Source organism: Mediterraneibacter flintii, from assembly GCF_055387595.1.
In genome coordinates this window covers 333,888-348,896 of the sequence record NZ_AP031405.1, presented here as the reverse complement: position 1 = coordinate 348,896, position 15,009 = coordinate 333,888, and the positions used below count along the sequence as shown (strand labels likewise).

At 42.1% G+C, this 15,009-nt stretch carries 18 protein-coding genes; 2 read left to right on the top strand and 16 right to left on the bottom strand.

Annotation, left to right across the window (positions count from 1 at the left end):
* Nucleotides 1–73: 73 nt before the first annotated feature.
* The 13 genes from ACZ5C4_RS01615 to ACZ5C4_RS01555 all read right to left on the bottom strand — a co-directional run bounded on the left by ACZ5C4_RS01615 (nt 74) and on the right by ACZ5C4_RS01555 (nt 8,902).
* Entirely contained in the window at nt 74–949 is an 876-nt protein-coding gene (locus ACZ5C4_RS01615) for an aminoglycoside 6-adenylyltransferase (RefSeq protein ID WP_464519522.1), read from the bottom strand.
* A 53-nt stretch (nt 950–1,002) separates the two neighbouring features.
* Nucleotides 1,003–1,575 (bottom strand): GNAT family N-acetyltransferase, encoded by a 573-nt coding sequence (locus ACZ5C4_RS01610; RefSeq protein ID WP_464519521.1) that lies wholly within the window; start codon nt 1,573–1,575, stop codon nt 1,003–1,005.
* A gap of 926 nt (nt 1,576–2,501) precedes the next feature.
* Nucleotides 2,502–2,681, bottom strand: a complete 180-nt coding sequence (locus ACZ5C4_RS01605; RefSeq protein ID WP_464519520.1) for a hypothetical protein — start codon at nt 2,679–2,681, stop codon at nt 2,502–2,504.
* Nucleotides 2,651–3,541, bottom strand: coding sequence for a sigma-70 family RNA polymerase sigma factor (locus ACZ5C4_RS01600; protein WP_464519519.1), 891 nt, complete (start codon nt 3,539–3,541; stop codon nt 2,651–2,653). Before ACZ5C4_RS01600 ends, ACZ5C4_RS01605 begins: the two co-directional genes overlap by 31 nt.
* A 77-nt stretch (nt 3,542–3,618) precedes the next feature.
* Nucleotides 3,619–4,464: a hypothetical protein gene (locus ACZ5C4_RS01595; RefSeq protein WP_464519518.1), complete on the bottom strand. Its 846-nt coding sequence runs from the start codon at nt 4,462–4,464 to the stop codon at nt 3,619–3,621.
* 6 nt (nt 4,465–4,470) lie between these two features.
* Nucleotides 4,471–4,926 carry a hypothetical protein gene (locus ACZ5C4_RS01590; RefSeq protein WP_464519517.1) on the bottom strand — a complete coding sequence of 152 codons (456 nt, stop codon included), beginning with the start codon at nt 4,924–4,926 and terminating at the stop codon, nt 4,471–4,473.
* 318 nt (nt 4,927–5,244) lie between these two features.
* The gene (locus tag ACZ5C4_RS01585) at nt 5,245–5,457 is read right to left on the bottom strand and encodes a hypothetical protein (protein WP_464519516.1); all 213 of its coding nucleotides are present in this window, start codon (nt 5,455–5,457) and stop codon (nt 5,245–5,247) included.
* A gap of 192 nt (nt 5,458–5,649) precedes the next feature.
* A complete protein-coding gene (locus tag ACZ5C4_RS01580) occupies nt 5,650–6,126 on the bottom strand; it encodes a hypothetical protein (RefSeq protein WP_464519515.1) in 477 nt (158 codons plus the stop codon).
* A gap of 119 nt (nt 6,127–6,245) precedes the next feature.
* Nucleotides 6,246–6,506, bottom strand: coding sequence for a hypothetical protein (locus ACZ5C4_RS01575; RefSeq protein ID WP_464519514.1), 261 nt, complete (start codon nt 6,504–6,506; stop codon nt 6,246–6,248).
* A gap of 134 nt (nt 6,507–6,640) precedes the next feature.
* On the bottom strand, nt 6,641–8,032 hold the full coding sequence (locus tag ACZ5C4_RS01570) for a DNA primase family protein (RefSeq protein WP_464519513.1): 1,392 nt from the start codon (nt 8,030–8,032) through the stop codon (nt 6,641–6,643).
* Nucleotides 7,977–8,444: a hypothetical protein gene (locus ACZ5C4_RS01565; protein ID WP_464519512.1), complete on the bottom strand. Its 468-nt coding sequence runs from the start codon at nt 8,442–8,444 to the stop codon at nt 7,977–7,979. The genes ACZ5C4_RS01570 and ACZ5C4_RS01565 overlap by 56 nt, the downstream gene beginning before the upstream one ends.
* A complete protein-coding gene (locus tag ACZ5C4_RS01560) occupies nt 8,419–8,637 on the bottom strand; it encodes a helix-turn-helix domain-containing protein (protein ID WP_464519511.1) in 219 nt (72 codons plus the stop codon). The genes ACZ5C4_RS01565 and ACZ5C4_RS01560 overlap by 26 nt, the downstream gene beginning before the upstream one ends.
* Before the next feature lie 64 nt (nt 8,638–8,701).
* Entirely contained in the window at nt 8,702–8,902 is a 201-nt protein-coding gene (locus tag ACZ5C4_RS01555; RefSeq protein WP_464519510.1) for a helix-turn-helix domain-containing protein, read from the bottom strand.
* Nucleotides 8,903–9,039: 137 nt separating this feature from the next.
* On the opposite strand from ACZ5C4_RS01555, the gene ACZ5C4_RS01550 reads away from it, so the two are divergent.
* A complete protein-coding gene (locus ACZ5C4_RS01550; protein WP_464519509.1) occupies nt 9,040–9,414 on the top strand; it encodes a helix-turn-helix domain-containing protein in 375 nt (124 codons plus the stop codon).
* 407 nt (nt 9,415–9,821) lie between these two features.
* Nucleotides 9,822–11,027 (top strand): tyrosine-type recombinase/integrase, encoded by a 1,206-nt coding sequence (locus ACZ5C4_RS01545; protein ID WP_464519508.1) that lies wholly within the window; start codon nt 9,822–9,824, stop codon nt 11,025–11,027.
* Nucleotides 11,028–11,093: 66 nt separating this feature from the next.
* Here ACZ5C4_RS01545 and rlmD read toward each other — a convergent pair whose 3' ends face one another.
* From rlmD to ACZ5C4_RS01530, 3 genes are all read right to left on the bottom strand, one after another.
* Nucleotides 11,094–12,569 carry a 23S rRNA (uracil(1939)-C(5))-methyltransferase RlmD gene (gene rlmD / locus ACZ5C4_RS01540; protein WP_464519507.1) on the bottom strand — a complete coding sequence of 492 codons (1,476 nt, stop codon included), beginning with the start codon at nt 12,567–12,569 and terminating at the stop codon, nt 11,094–11,096.
* A 15-nt stretch (nt 12,570–12,584) separates the two neighbouring features.
* Nucleotides 12,585–13,526, bottom strand: a complete 942-nt coding sequence (locus ACZ5C4_RS01535) for a 3'-5' exoribonuclease YhaM family protein (protein WP_464519506.1) — start codon at nt 13,524–13,526, stop codon at nt 12,585–12,587.
* 81 nt (nt 13,527–13,607) lie between these two features.
* Nucleotides 13,608–14,897: a S1C family serine protease gene (locus ACZ5C4_RS01530; protein ID WP_464519505.1), complete on the bottom strand. Its 1,290-nt coding sequence runs from the start codon at nt 14,895–14,897 to the stop codon at nt 13,608–13,610.
* Nucleotides 14,898–15,009: the final 112 nt, after the last annotated feature.

The following is a 15,009-nucleotide window of genomic DNA, read 5'->3' as shown; positions in this document are numbered from 1 at the left end:
CCCTATTTCCTGCCCTGCTTCTTTTAGTAAAAAGACGCAGGGCAAAGCTACGCGTTAAAATACAATACTCTTTCTAAAAAACCTCTTTTGCGTCTTTGGGCAGTGTCTGCACATGCTTTAAAAATTTATAACCTGCCTCTGCTTCTTTTAAATTGTAAGTATGTCCCCAACGCCGTTCCAATTCACATGCAGTATCGTTGAACAATTCGCACATAACAAATACACTATGCCAAATGTTATCTATATTACCATTGGCATATGTGTCAAGAAATCGATTCCATATATCTCCATCTAAATATTTTTGCAAATATTTAGACGCCTTTCCTGTTGAAATCCGAAATTCTGTTTCATAGCCTATTTTCCAATTCAACAATTTTACTAATTCCAGATGGCTTCCGTCATAAAGCATTTTATGCACATATGGAATTTCTTCACGCCACAATCCCTTTGCAACGTTATTCAGACACCACCAAAACTCATTACAGCAGGCCTCGAATTCTTTTTGTGTGGGCTTTTTTATCCAGTAATCCTCATCCGTAGGCTCTGATACTGTTGGCAGAATTCCATCTTTATCTAATAGAATTACACATAATTTATCATCTAGCACCTTTACTTCTGCTTCCGGTATCACATGCAGATCAAGCCGATTTCCGTCTTTAAACTGTATCAGCCAGCCATAGCATTTATCAAAATCAACATGAAATCCATTACAGCGGTCTATCTCATCAGGACACTGCATATATAGCCTTTCTCCAAAAATATCGATCCAAGCTGTTTCTTCATAAAAAGGCTTGTTTTTCCTGACTACATAAACAATATCATAGTCTTGAAATATATCCTTTTTCACCTTCTTATTCGTTCTGGAGCCGTTCATATAAACAGCGCGTATTCTGTCATCCTTCTGAGCAGTACTTATAATTAAATCAAACATTTCTTCTTCACTACGCATTTTCCATTTCCCTTACAAGCATACATTTTTAGAGAAAGCTATAGCACATCTCTTTATATGCCTTTTTCTATAAAATGTCTTTCATAGAGATTCCAATATTTTTTATATACTCTGTCTTCTTGTCCGTCCAAATTTAATTGATACATTCTAAATGTAACCAAAAAATTTTTAGGCTGCCATAGCTCTTCATACGAATAGCAATATTTCATTCCTATCCTCTGCATTACTCCACCGCTTCGCGGGTTATTTCTGTCGTGTGTCGCTGTAATATAGGGAATTCCATCCTTTCGCAGCTGTTCCACGAGTATCTTGCTTGCTTCAGTTACTATCCCCTTGTGCCAAAATTCTTTGCGAAGTGCATATCCAAAATCATAACTATCATCTGTATCGGCCTTTACATAACCAATCGGTTCATCTTCTTCTCTTAGACAGATTGCATAATAATATGTTTTACCCCTAACCTGTTTTTCATAAAAATCTCTTGTCTCTTCCATATTTTTTACAGGTAGCCACGGTAAGAACGTATTCACTGTTTCGTCTTTCAAAAGTAAATACAACGCTCCCATATCTTTTTCTTCAAATCTTCTTACTATTAATCTTTCTGTCTCAATTCTTATATTAGACATTGCATTTCCTCCATAGCTTCCTGCTTATAAGGATACTTTTATTCCAGGGAAAAACTGTTGGGAAGAAGTTCATTAAGCGAAGTCTCTTTCCATTCCCCATTTCCTTTTACCAGCAATACCAGCAGTGCATCCTCCCCACAAAATTCATGCAACACTTGTCTACACACCCCCGCAAGGCGTTATGTAGTCTTTTGGTATTTCTTCTAATGATTGTATGCACTTATTTTCAAGCATGATAATCTATTATATTTTCCCCAAAAGAAATAATCATGTCAGGATTATAATAAAACATTTCTCGTGCCACTTTTCGATTTCCATCTTTATCTTCTACAAACACAAAATGTCTGTAAAACACCTAAACTTCTATAAGTCTTTCTTTTGCAACATTACTACCGTCTCCACATGCACCGTATAAAGAATATGCCTTGTACTATTTAATATAGTTTAACATATAATCTCTGAAAACGCAGTAAAACAAGGCTTTTTTCAGTTTCCTTTATTCGCTCAATCACTCATTTCCGCAACCAATAATCATACATAATCTGTACATGGTAGGCAAAATGTAGGCAATGTCTACTACGAATTTTCCTTGAATATTTACGGCCAATATGCTATATTATGAATAGAAAAGGGAAACCAAAAGCGGCTTACCCTCAATACCAACTAAGCTACACCGCTACAAGCGGCAAGCCGTCACTATTGCAGTAGTGGCGGCTATTTCTTTCCCTTGAAAATCTGATAACACAGACCAACAAGGGCAACAACAAATATACAAAATTGGATTAAATCCGAATATGTAATATTCATTGGCAACCCTCCTTTCTTTCGTCTGGAGGGTTTGCCCCTCCGAAAAATTCAGAGGGTAAGCCGCCCGGCTTTGGTTTCCCTGTTCATATATTACCATAAGCGCAAACAGCGCACAACATCTATTTCAGTATCACTGGAAAGCCTGGCATCTCTCCGATCAGGTACGTCAAAGGTCGCGTTTCGCTACCTCTGTATCTTCCCTTATGACGAGCCGTCCGCCTGATTGCCTTTCCTGCTGTCGGATCGTGATACCCTTCATGGTTCTTCATCAAATATATTCCAATTCCTTTTCTGCCCATCTCAACGCCTCTCTTTCTACTTCACTTGTCCATGTCCTCTGGAAGCTCTCAATGCCTATATGATGGATTGGAGCAGCTGCAAGATATTCTTCATAATATCGGCGGTATGTATATTTATGCGCCTGCTGTCTAAGTGTTCTCATGGCTTTATTCTGAAGATTTCTCACGCTTTCTGCCCCTATTCCAAGATGTTCACCCGTTTCTTTTGCCGTCAATCCTTCTCGGTATCTTAACCGGATAAGAGCAGGCTGCTCCCCTGGTAAGTCATCTACCGCAAGCCACAATTCACGCTTCATGTTCTCTGTATCTAACGCCTTTATAACATCCGCTTCCATATCCTTATCAGTTGATATAGTATCCCCTATATTTATACTTTCGTCCATCTTCTGTATTGGTTCGTCAAGGCTTCGTATTTGCCCCATTTGAACCGCTTCTTTTATCTGGTCAAGTTTATCCTGGCTAATATACAAAAAAGCCATCATCTCCCTGTCAGACGGTTCACAGCCATAATGCTTGTTATATTCTCCGGCTATTTTCTTATATTGCCGTACTTCATCCACAATATGTGATGGAATACGCACAACCCGGCTGCAATTATCTATATAACGGCGCATACGCTGCTTTATCCAAAACGCGGCATAATTGATAAACAATACCCCTTTTTCCGGCTTATAATGCCGCACAGCCTCACATAGGGCAATATACCCTTCTTGTTTCAAGTCCTCTGTCTCTGCATAAGCCGCATACTTTCCCGCCAGCATTTCAATAAATTTTTGGTTTTGCTTCCAAAGTTGCAGCATATTTTCTGCTTCCTGTATTCCTGCTTTTATCCTGACAACTAGCTGTTCATTGTCCACCATATACGCCACCTTTCAAAAACACCCCAGGCGCAAGGAGAAAACGCCCAGGGTGCTTTTATCAATATTAAGTTATTGCCTTACGCTGACGCCTTATTTTCCTGATAATAGATTGCCTTTTTCTTGTTGTCCAGTACGAAAGCGTCATACACAATACGCCCCTCTACCAGTGCGCCACTGATTCCCGGTGGATTATCATGCGTTTTGTAACTCTCCAGTTTCGTCGGTGCCACTGTTGCGCATGGATGGACTACCAAAAATCCAAAATTTTCCGGTAATCTTGACGCGGGCATACGGATTACCGTTAACCCGTCCAGATTTCCGATCACGCCCCGCAGTCTCATATCTTCCCCTATGTCGGTTTCTAAGACTATATCCGGGGACTTTTTCATCAACAAATAAATATCCGGCGTTACTACAAGAACTCTGTTTGTCTCCGGGGCTTCCGCATTATCCAGCTCTTTACTTGCCTTTATGATTTCATCATAAATATTATCGGCCGTCAGTGTAATCGCTGTTGGTTTTGTTCCTGCGCCTTTACAGATTTTGTCAAATACATATGTGTCTACTTCCGGTATAACAACCTGTCTTACCTGTCTGGCCAAAGCGGACGCTGCTTCAAGCTGCCCTTCTGTTTCGTCCTCGTCCAATGCGTCAATAGCAAAGGTAAAGGAACGGTCTTTTGAAAGTGTCATGGTCTCTGTCGTTGCGTCCAAAGATTGTACTTTACCGTATCTCGACCAGTTTTCACCCGTTGGGCCAGTGCGACCGTAGTCGTTCATAGTCCCGGTTGAAATCTTATAAACTTTTACCGTATGCGCCCCAGCAAAAGCAAAGTCTTGATTTGTTACTAATTGCTTTTTACTTTCAGTTGTAAACTGTTCGTCTACATACGGCAAATATTTGGTTACTAATTCTATTGCCATTTTACATTATCCTTTCAGTCCCATAGCTGCACGTATTTCAGCGTCCCCTGCATTTCCATGCCCATTCCCTGACCCTGTAGAGGCGCCTCCGGTTGATACCCGATAAGTTCCCCCTGTAGCAGGACGCTCTTTTAAATGCGCGCTTATGAGTTTTATACTATTTTCCATCTCTTCCTTACTGCTGCAATTTACAAGAGGTAAAAGTTCTTTTGATATTCCTGCATCTGCCAGTTTCTCCCTGGCATCTAACCGCAGTTCCCTTGCATTGAGAGCCTGCTCACGTTCCGTATAATCTGCCCCCGGCGTGCTCTTTGCCCTTGCAAGCCTTTCACCTATAATCCTATTCACTTCATCCTGTGTGAACAGTTTTTCTGACTGCTGGTAAGGCTGTTGATTAGCTTTTGTTCCTTCCTGCTGTCCTTCTTGCGCCATTGTCTGACTTTCCATGTTTTGATTTTCCATGTGTATAATTCCTTTCCCCGCTTAACGCCCGGTCGGCTATTGGTAATTAATGAAAAACGAATGTAGAACAAACAAAAAGGCACAGGAATAACTTTTAGATATTTCTATCTGTAAGTCATTCCCACGCCTTATATATCAGCTTCCAACAACGAAGGTAGGTAGTTGCTGGGGTACTTATATATTCTATTTGTTCTGTATCAATTATATCAAAATATTCTACGCGTAACAAGCATTTTAAACAACAAAATGATAGCATAACAACTCATTAAAACGTTGCAAACGTTCGGATACTTAAAGCGAACAAAACATTAAAATATATCAATCTGTCTCCCCATTTTTGTTTGTTTTGATATTCTGCCCCCTATGCGTTGCGTTTCCCGTAGTTCCTCCGTTGTTCGTTAAAATGTACGCCCTCTTATACCGTCCCTTCTGTGGCTGTATCTTGTATGTTTTTACCACTGGAGAAAGTAACCGGAGAATTTCCGGCAGCTCTTTATCCTCTGTGTAAGACACCTTTATTCTTACGCTCATGCCTTTCCTCCTTTCTTCCTGCCGCCTGCTTCCAGTATTGGCGTACCATCCGCAGGAGGGCAGTCTTTTTATTCCTAAATGCTCCGGCAGTATTACCAGCAAACCGGAGCTCCGTTCACTTCTCTGTTTTAATCCTCTGCCGCCCTGGTTTTGCTGTTGCCGCAGCTCACTGGGAAGGGTATGGGCTTTTTATTATGCTGTTTTCCTTTTCTCAATCATCTTGATAAAATCATTAATTTGTTCGCTATCCCAGGTTACAGCAGTTTTCATAAATGTGAGGAGATACGGCTTTTCTCTTAATTCTCTTTCTATCTCTCTTACCTGCCTGCTGCGTTCAATATCTTTTTTTACCTCTTCTTTTCTATCAAGCCACCGCCAATGCGCCGCTGTTTCTCCACAAACAACTTTCAATTCATGACTAAAAAGATATTCTGCTGAAACACCAAATAAATTAGCAAGCCCGAACGCCTCACCGCACAATATTTCTGTCTTTCCTGTCAGTTTGTCCCATGTTTCCGGGTCATTCCACTCCCGATATGGTTTCGGAAGCCCCATGTGCTCCGCTATGGTACATATAGAATAAGTTGTTTCTTTTACCTCTGCCATAAGATTAGGATATGTAAAAAGCTTTAAATCTTCGATCGTCAATTCTGCAACCCGTTTTTCCATCTTTCCCTTTTCCTTTCTTTAAAACTCTGTTATCATGTACTTGTATCCTTTCAACAGCCCGCCAGCGTTTTAAGGATATATTGCCCCGTAGAGAGTACTGCCCTATGGGGCTATTTTCTTTATACTCCGGTGTCTATACTGCCGCCAATATGCAGGAAACGGCACGCTTTTCCCTTTGTATATGGTGTAGGTATTGTACCTACGCACTCGCCCAGGGCCTCAATATCTCCGCCCATGCTGATAAGGGCGCCGTTTATATCCTCCAGCACGTCTGCTATTCGTTTTAGCTGTTCTATTTTCATCACCTCCAACGCAAAAGAATCATTATCACCTGCTACTTCACAAAATTCATCTATAATTTCTCTATATTTTTTTGTCATTTTTCTTTCTCCTTTCTCTATCAGTGCAGAAAGAGCACATTTTTTTAACTCTATCTATATATAGGTGTAAAGCAACTATATAATTTCTTTTTACCCTCTTATACTTGAAATTAAAATTTCCTGCTCTTTCTGCTCTATTTCGGATTATTTTCAGCAAATACGGTATTTTCTTCAAGTGTAGCTTGTCTGAAATCTGCCCTTTCCTGCTCTGTAAGTGCTCTTTGAGAGCACATATCTCCAAAGTATCTGCTCCCGCTTGACATGTAATCTCGGTACCCCTTACCTCTAAGGTTCTTGTAAAAGCTCCTGCTGCTCAATGGCGTCCACTGATTGAAATAACAATAGTTCTCGTAGAGTTTAAATAACTCTGTCCGTTCTATCCGTTCGCCCGGCTTCCACTCGATCCGATCATCAAGAAACGCCTGTACATTGTCTGATTCCCTGTGATACTCATGCACCAGCCTTTTACTGTTCGGGCTGTCTATCTCCCGTCTTGTGGTGTATAGCCTTGTCAGAGCCGCCATACACTCCCGGATAAATCCCGGCATACTGTAAGCAAGCCCCTCTTTCAGATCGGGAATATCTTCCCCCTTCTGCATAACCTCAATAGAGAGCATACGTCTATAAAAAGCATCTGACTTTTCGTCAAGATTGACAGGCATTTCATTAGCTGAAAAGATCAGTTTTGCATAACTGCGGAACGCAAACACCTTACCGCCTTTATACTCTCCCTTTACTAAATCTTCCCCAGTAATCCGCTTGATCGCGTCCACCTGCTCCAGTGCTTTCTTTGGTAAATCAGCGCAGGCATTGAGCAGCTTACCTAATAACTCCGTTGGGGTGAAACGCTCATTCAAATCCTGTAAAGTAATGCAGCTCACATTTTCAGCGCCTACTGCGTCAATCAAAAGATTAATAGCCGTTGACTTTCCCGATCCCGGAACACCGATAATAATTAAAAACTTCTGTAGGCTTGTATCTGCTGTCATGCAGTACCCGCAAAACGTAAGAAACATTTCGCGGTCTTGCCTGTCCGGGAATATTCCTTCAAGGAATTTCTCTACAACAGTTCCGCTGTATTCTGCGTTTGAATCATATTTATGCGGAACTTGATTGATAGAACAGTATTCCGGCTTGTGTGGATGCATGATTTCTAATACCGGGTCATACATCCCATTTTTAAAGTTGACCCAGTGCGCTGGGTATTGGTTAATCTCTTCATTTTTCTTTGTCAGTCTGTAATCTGCCAGAATCAAGTTATATACTCGGTTTATTCTTCCGATTGTGATCAGTTCCGGCCAGATTAATTTCTTTATATGTGCCTTAAGTATTTTCCCGTCATCATCTCGCAGATAATACCCGCGCCTATATATGTACGGAATGCCGTTTAAAATGAACACTTTTAACTGTTTTCGCGTTATGTATTCCGCAATTTTATCATCAAGTATGTCATAAGGTTCATCACTCTTCTTACCAATCTTCTGGAAATCCTTCAAATTTATATTCTGACTTTCTTCGGTCTCCAATTCTTTCCCTCACCGCCTTTCTTTTCATACTTTCCCATTCATTTTCACACTGTCCTTTATACCAATGCGCCACGCTCTTCATCTGTGCGTCATGTTCCTGCTGCCATTCCGCTTTTACAGTCTCATAATACTCCCGCGCCCTGCTGCACCCTAACCATTCAAGCCGTGTAAGCGCGTCCTCTGCGAATCCTGGCGTTGTGATGTCATAGCCTAAGATTCTCTTAAACGTGCTTTTATACAGCTTCATATCCGCGCTGAATGAATGCATAAAGTCTGTTCTTGTAAATTGGTGCGTAGGTTTTGCAGGGTTGTTATTGAATAACTGTTCAAATTCCCCGGACTGCTCCATTGATTCCATTTCCGCGCAAATTTGAGCAAAAACATCATTAGGCACTTGCTCTAGTATTTTCATCTCGCGTCACTTGCTCTACCGGATACCTTTCAATAAAACGTTCCAGGTCGCTTCCCTTAATCTTCTTTGAACCTAGTACCAGGTAAGGAAGTGCCCCGCTGTTCATAAGCTGGTACACTGTGTTAATACTGACCTGCAACAGCTTTGACACTTCTTTCGCTGTATAAATCGGCTTATACTCCTGTACTGCCATTTGCTTTCCTCTCCTTTCGTTTGTTTTGTCCGTTCCATTCCCTAACCACAGCCCGCCATAGTAGTTAGTCGTCTGTTTCAATGATGTCTGTTACGTCTACGCCTACGCCTTTGGCAATCCTTCCGACAGCCTGCGGCATAGCGTTCTTCTGATTCAAAATCATAGCATAGCGCTGTCTGCTGATTCCTGCTCGCTCTGCCGCCTGTCCAATAGTCAAACCACTGTTGGCAAGAGCGATTTCAAACTTTGCGTCATTGATTTTCATATTTGCGTACCTCCTTATATCATTTTGCAATATTTCTTTTTGCAATATTACTATAATATCATTTTGTAATATTGTCAAGATGATATTGAAAGTATTATTTCAATTTGTTATTATCCTTAATAAGGAGGTTTTTTGATATGAGTGATAGAGATATAGAAGTTGGCAGCAGAATCAAAAAGATTCGGCAACACAAAAAAATAACACAACAAGAATTATCGGCAAAAATGGGGGTATCTCAAACAGCTATAGCACTATGGGAAAATGGCAGTAGAAGCATATCACTTGAGGCAATAGATGAAATTGCCTTTTATCTTAACGTTTCTGCTAGTTATCTATTATTCGGGGAAAAAGATTTTAAAGACAATATCCCTAAAGATAACCACGATGACGGCCTTAAAAATATAGACACTATCGCCGCACATTTTGACGGTGATGAATACACAGAGGAAGAACTAGAACAAATTAGGAAGTTTGCCGAATTTATTAAAAGCCAGAGAAAAGACACCGAATAGCCCAGTCCAAAATTGGACACACAACGCAAAATTGCGTTCTGTAAATAGCGTGGAGTTTTCCGCTGTACATTGACAATAATATACTTACTAAGGGAACCGTTGAGGTGCTACGCCAACCGCTGGACGAACAGAAAGGGGGTTGGTGCTTATGGTTACATACTCTGACTTGTTCACATTTGTAATTATGCTTTGCGCTGTTATAACCCTTGTTGTAACATTTAAACGCAAAAAATAGCGCCCCTCGTCTGGTAAACTAAGGCGCTATTTTTAGAACTTTATTTTGCCAGCGGTCAGGTGTACTCTGACCAACGGCTCCCTTGTTAAGTATATTATAGTCAATCTTCTGGAATATGTCAAATATCATTCTTTAACCACAGCCCGCCAGCTATGAAAGGAGAATGGTATACATGGGAGAATTACGAACAAGAAAACGCGGCAAGAATTGGGAATGGTCTTTTGAGGGTGCCCGGATAGGCGGTAAAAGACAGCCGATTTCAAAAGGTGGATACCGCACCAAAGCGGAAGCTATAACCGCAGGCACGCAAGCAAAGGCAGAATATGAGAACGCCGGGAGAATTTTCAAGCCATCTGAAATCAGCGTAGCGGATTTCCTTGACTACTGGTATGAAAATTACGTCATGCGAAACCTGTCATATAATACGCAGAGGGATTATAAGAATAAAATCGACCTGCATATCAAGCCGCATTTGGGGAAGTACCGCCTTATCTCTTTAGAATCGGACATAGTACAGAAATGGATCGACCAAAAGAAAGATGAAGGCTACTCGCAAAGCATGGTCAAGAATATGCTCTGCTGCCTGTCCGGTGCGCTGAATTACGCAGTACAGCCCTGCCGGTACATTAAGGGAAACCCCTGTATTTATGTAAAAACGCCTAGAATCGCTGTCAAAGCAGAGCGAAAAGCACATACGGAATATATCTGTACAAAAGAAGATTACGCGGTTATTCTGGCACGCTTTCCGGCTGGGAATATTTTTCACCTCCCAATTTTAACCGGCTATCACTGCGGTACACGAATCGGCGAGACTTACGGTATTGATTTGCTTCAGGATATTGATTTTAAGACGAATACACTGCATATAAGGCACCAACTGGCCAAAGAAGGGAAGGGCTGGTATTACCGGCCGCCAAAATATAACTCTGTGCGTGATATTCGTATAGACCCAGTATATGCGGACGCTCTAAAGGCTGAAATCCATACCCGGAAATTAAATCAAATGAAATATGGCCAATACTTTACCAAGTCCTATGTAAAGCCAGACGGCAGCATAATACAGGCACCTGCGGACGTCTCTGCCCCGTACCTTGAAATCATGCCGCTGTCCGTCCGGGAAAACGGGCTGCTGCTTACTCCCGAATCATTCAAGTATTGCGCCCGCGTTGTCCATAATGAACTGAATAACCCATTTTTTCACAGTCATTGTCTGCGGCATACACATGGAACCATACTGGCCGAAAACGGCGCGCAGCCAAAAACCGTTATGGAACGCCTGGGGCATAGGGACTTGAAAACCACGCTAGAGCGTTATATATTTAATACAGACAAAATGAAAGATGACGCTGTCAAGCTGTTCATACAAGCCACATCATAAAAAGAAAACCTGCCTACCGTTTAGATTTTGGTAGGCAGGAGGTAGGCAAAACGTCATTTATAGGCTCTATGCTTTCTGATTTTCCTTGATTTTACGGGATAATTTTATAATTGTTTCTACGTGCACCGTATGTGGAAACATATCCACCGCCCTCCCCTTCTTCAGTTCATACCCCCGCCCGCACAGGTACTTCAAATCCCGTGCCAGCGTCGCGGAGTCACAGCTTACATACACAATCTTTTCTGGCTGCATTTTTGCAATCGTCTCAAGCAGCGCCACGTCGCATCCCTTTCGGGGCGGATCTACAACAATCACATCCGCGTGCGCACTTTCTCTCGGATGTGTTTCTGCGTACTGTTCATAATATCTGGGCAGGACTTCTTCTGCCTTCCCCACATAAAACTGCGTATTTTCGATACCATTGCACTTGGCATTTCTTCTGGCATTCTCTATTGCCTGGGGGACAATCTCTACACCGTATACCTGTTTTGCCCCCTGCGCGAGGAAAAGAGAAATCGTCCCAATTCCACAGTACAAGTCCCACACAGTTTCCGTCCCTTTTAGTCCCGCATATGCCAGCGCCAGTCCATACAGCTTTTCGGTCTGTACGGGATTGACCTGGTAGAAAGAAAGCGGCGAAATCTCGTATTTTATATTCCCTATATAATCCGTTATATGGTCCTGTCCCCAGAGAACCTCAAAGGTATCTCCCATAATTACATTTGTCTGCTTCATATTAGTGCTTATCGTAATACTCGTCATTTTTTCTACGGTATTTAGCATCTCTATCAAAATATCTGCATGAGGAATCCTTCTGCCATTTATTACAAGGCAGACCATCAATTCCCCTGTCTTAAAGCCATATCGAATCAGCACATGACGAATCAGTCCTGTTCCTATTCTTTCGTCATAGGAAGAAATCTTATATTTTTTCATAAAAGAAAGGATCGTTTCCAAAATCTCTTGATTTTGCGGCACGCCCAGCGCACAGTCCGTATTTGCGATAATCGTATGTGTTCTTCCGGCGTAAAATCCAGTAATTGGATTTCCTTCCTTATCCGTCCCAAATGGAAACTGCGCCTTGTTCCTGTATCCGAACACAATGTCAGATGCACTTTTAGCTCCAGGCGTCAAGTTTTCTTCTACGGTTGGCTGCTGCACTGCTGATGTTCCCATTCCTACGATTGGTTCCATCACCTTTTCAATCGTCTCTTTGGCAAATCCCCCTATCCGTTCCAGATTCTCCTTTACTTTCCGTTCTTTATACAACAGCTGCTTCTTATACGCCATTTCCTGAATCTGGCAGCCGCCGCATTTCCTGGCAAATGCACAGCGCGCAGGCACTCGGTCATTCGAAGGCTGTATAATTTTAAGAAGCCTCGCGTAACCATAGGACTTCTTTGCCTTCATCACTTTTGCCTCAACCTTGTCGCCGATCACCGTATCCTTAATAAATAAGGTATAGCCATTTACTCTGCCTATACCTTCTCCATTCATTCCAATATCTTCAATTGTGACTCTCACAATTTCATTTTTCTGCATGTTTTTTCTCCAAAATTATATCGATGTCTTTCTTAAATTTGACTCAAACAAACGGTTGTAGCCCAGCCAGTCTGTTCCTGTTTTACCTTTAAAAATCTCTGTCAGCGTCTGCATTTTCGCGTCCGCATTGTCGGCGAGATTTAAGGCAAGCGCTTCTGCAAGCGCCGGCTTTTTCGGAGAACCATACTCCAGTTCTCCATGATGAGCAATGACACAATGTTTCAGCTCATTGGCAAGCTTCTCCGGGAAATCCGGAATGGAACGGATAGCGTCATTGAGCATTTCAATCCCAATGACAATATGTCCAATCAGCTGTCCCTCGTCGGTATAATCATTATCAGGAAAAGCAGACAGCTCTTTCGTCTTTCCTATGTCATGGCAAATCGCCGCTGTATACAGCAGATCCCTGTTTAAAATAGAATACGCTCCCGCGAAATATTCACAGAGATGGAGCACACTTAGCGTATGTTCCAAAAGTCCTCCGGCAAATCCATGATGTACCGTCTTTGCCGCAGAATGTTCTTTGAACGACTTGATAAATTCTGTATCGTTGACAAAATAATATTCCAGCACTTGTTTTAGATAAGAATTCGAAATCTGACGAATATAGGCAAGCAGTTCCTCATACATCCTGTCCACACTCTTTTCTGTAGTAGGCATGTAATCCGCCGGATTATATTCTCCTTCCTGTGCTTTTCTTATTTGTTTAATGTTCATCTGAAGATTGCCATTATACTGAATAATCTCTCCGTATACCTCAATGAAATCTTTTTCATCATAATCCGCAATCCCCTGTGAATTCGGATCCCATACTTTTCCGTCCAGAGTTCCTGTCTTATCCTGAAGCAGCAGATTGTCATATGGTTTCCCATTTCTCGTCTCAGCAGAACGTTTTCCTTTGCACAAATAAATGTTCCTGATTGTTTCACCCTCATGTAGTCCGTCAATATATCTCATACGCTTTTCATGTCCTCTTTCTATCTATACTGTCAATTTTTTAATTGTTTTACTGCGCATACTTCTATTTCTTACAGCATTCTATTCCTGGCTTCCCACCGTCACAGTAAACTCAATATCCACATATCCGTCAGCTCCCAGGCGGCTCCCTTTCAGCTTTACATTCTCTCCGGTCTTACACTCCAGCACAGCCTTCTCGTATGTGGAAGTGTTCATCACTTCCGTACCGGAAATTTCCTGTATCACATCTCCACTTTGAATTCCTGCTGCCATCGCCGGTGAATCTGCGTCCACCTGCACCACATACATGCCCGACGGCATTGACTGCTGCTGCGCAATCTCATTTGTCACTGCCGTTCCGGAAATTCCAATATAAGGGACACTCTCCCCATTTACTAACAATTCAATCGCCGCCTTTAGGTCAGAAATTGCAAATGCATTTGCCGTAGCGCCTTCTTTCTCTTCCCAGATATTTGGAGAAATCAGTCCGATTACCTGCCCTTCCTGATTAAAAAGAATACCCGTTCCGTCCTCCGAAGCCGCAATATCTGTCGCGAGCACTTGACACTCTCCGTCAGAAAATATTTCTTTATAAGAATTAGAACTGATGATGCCGTATCCGGTTCCGTCCGCATAGCCAAATGTATTTCCAAGCGCAATCACCACGTCACCTGGCTTAGAAAGATTTGAATTTCCCAGCTCCGCCACTTTCACCGCATTCCATGTCGTATCTGTTATATTGTCCCTCACCACACCAAATACAGCAAGACCGCTGTTTTTATCCTGCTTTTTCAAGGAAGCGCTGTATCTGTTTCCATCCGCAAAGACAACATACCACCCCTGTGCCTCTGCACAGATCGAATTATCTGCAAGTATCAGAAGCTCCTGCCCATTGTCCGCCACTATCACACCGGTTACGCTTGTCCTAAGTCCTGTTGCTGTACTCTCCCAGTCTTCCGTATTGGAAGAAGCCGTCACAGAAACAACCCCTTTATATGCCTCTGAAGCCGTCTCATACATACTTTCCATCATTTCTTCATAACTGAGCGCACTAAGTCCCGTCGCATTTACCTGCTCTTCGTTTGCTTCTGCCTCTTCATTCTCTTTGGCTTCCTCATCCTCCGGTATGGTAACGGTCTTTGGATCTCCCTGAAAGTGTTTTCCTATCCATGGTTTAAGCGCAAAAAAACCAAAGCAGGCAAAAACTCCAAAAATCAGCCCGTATATAGCAATGCGGGCTAACTGGCTCAAAATTTTTTCCCTGCTAAGAGGCTTCGGCTTGATTGTTTCCTGCAAAAAAGAAAAAGGTTCTTCTTCCTTTTTCCCAGAGCCCTCCTTCGGACTCTGTTTCGGGTCTTCATCGTACGGCATAGGCTCTAATCTCCTTCAGTCAATAGTATAACCGATTCACTCTGATTGTTCAACTTCATTTCACTCTGTCACAAAAAACCTTTTCTTTGCTTTCATTATAAGGTAAAATGAA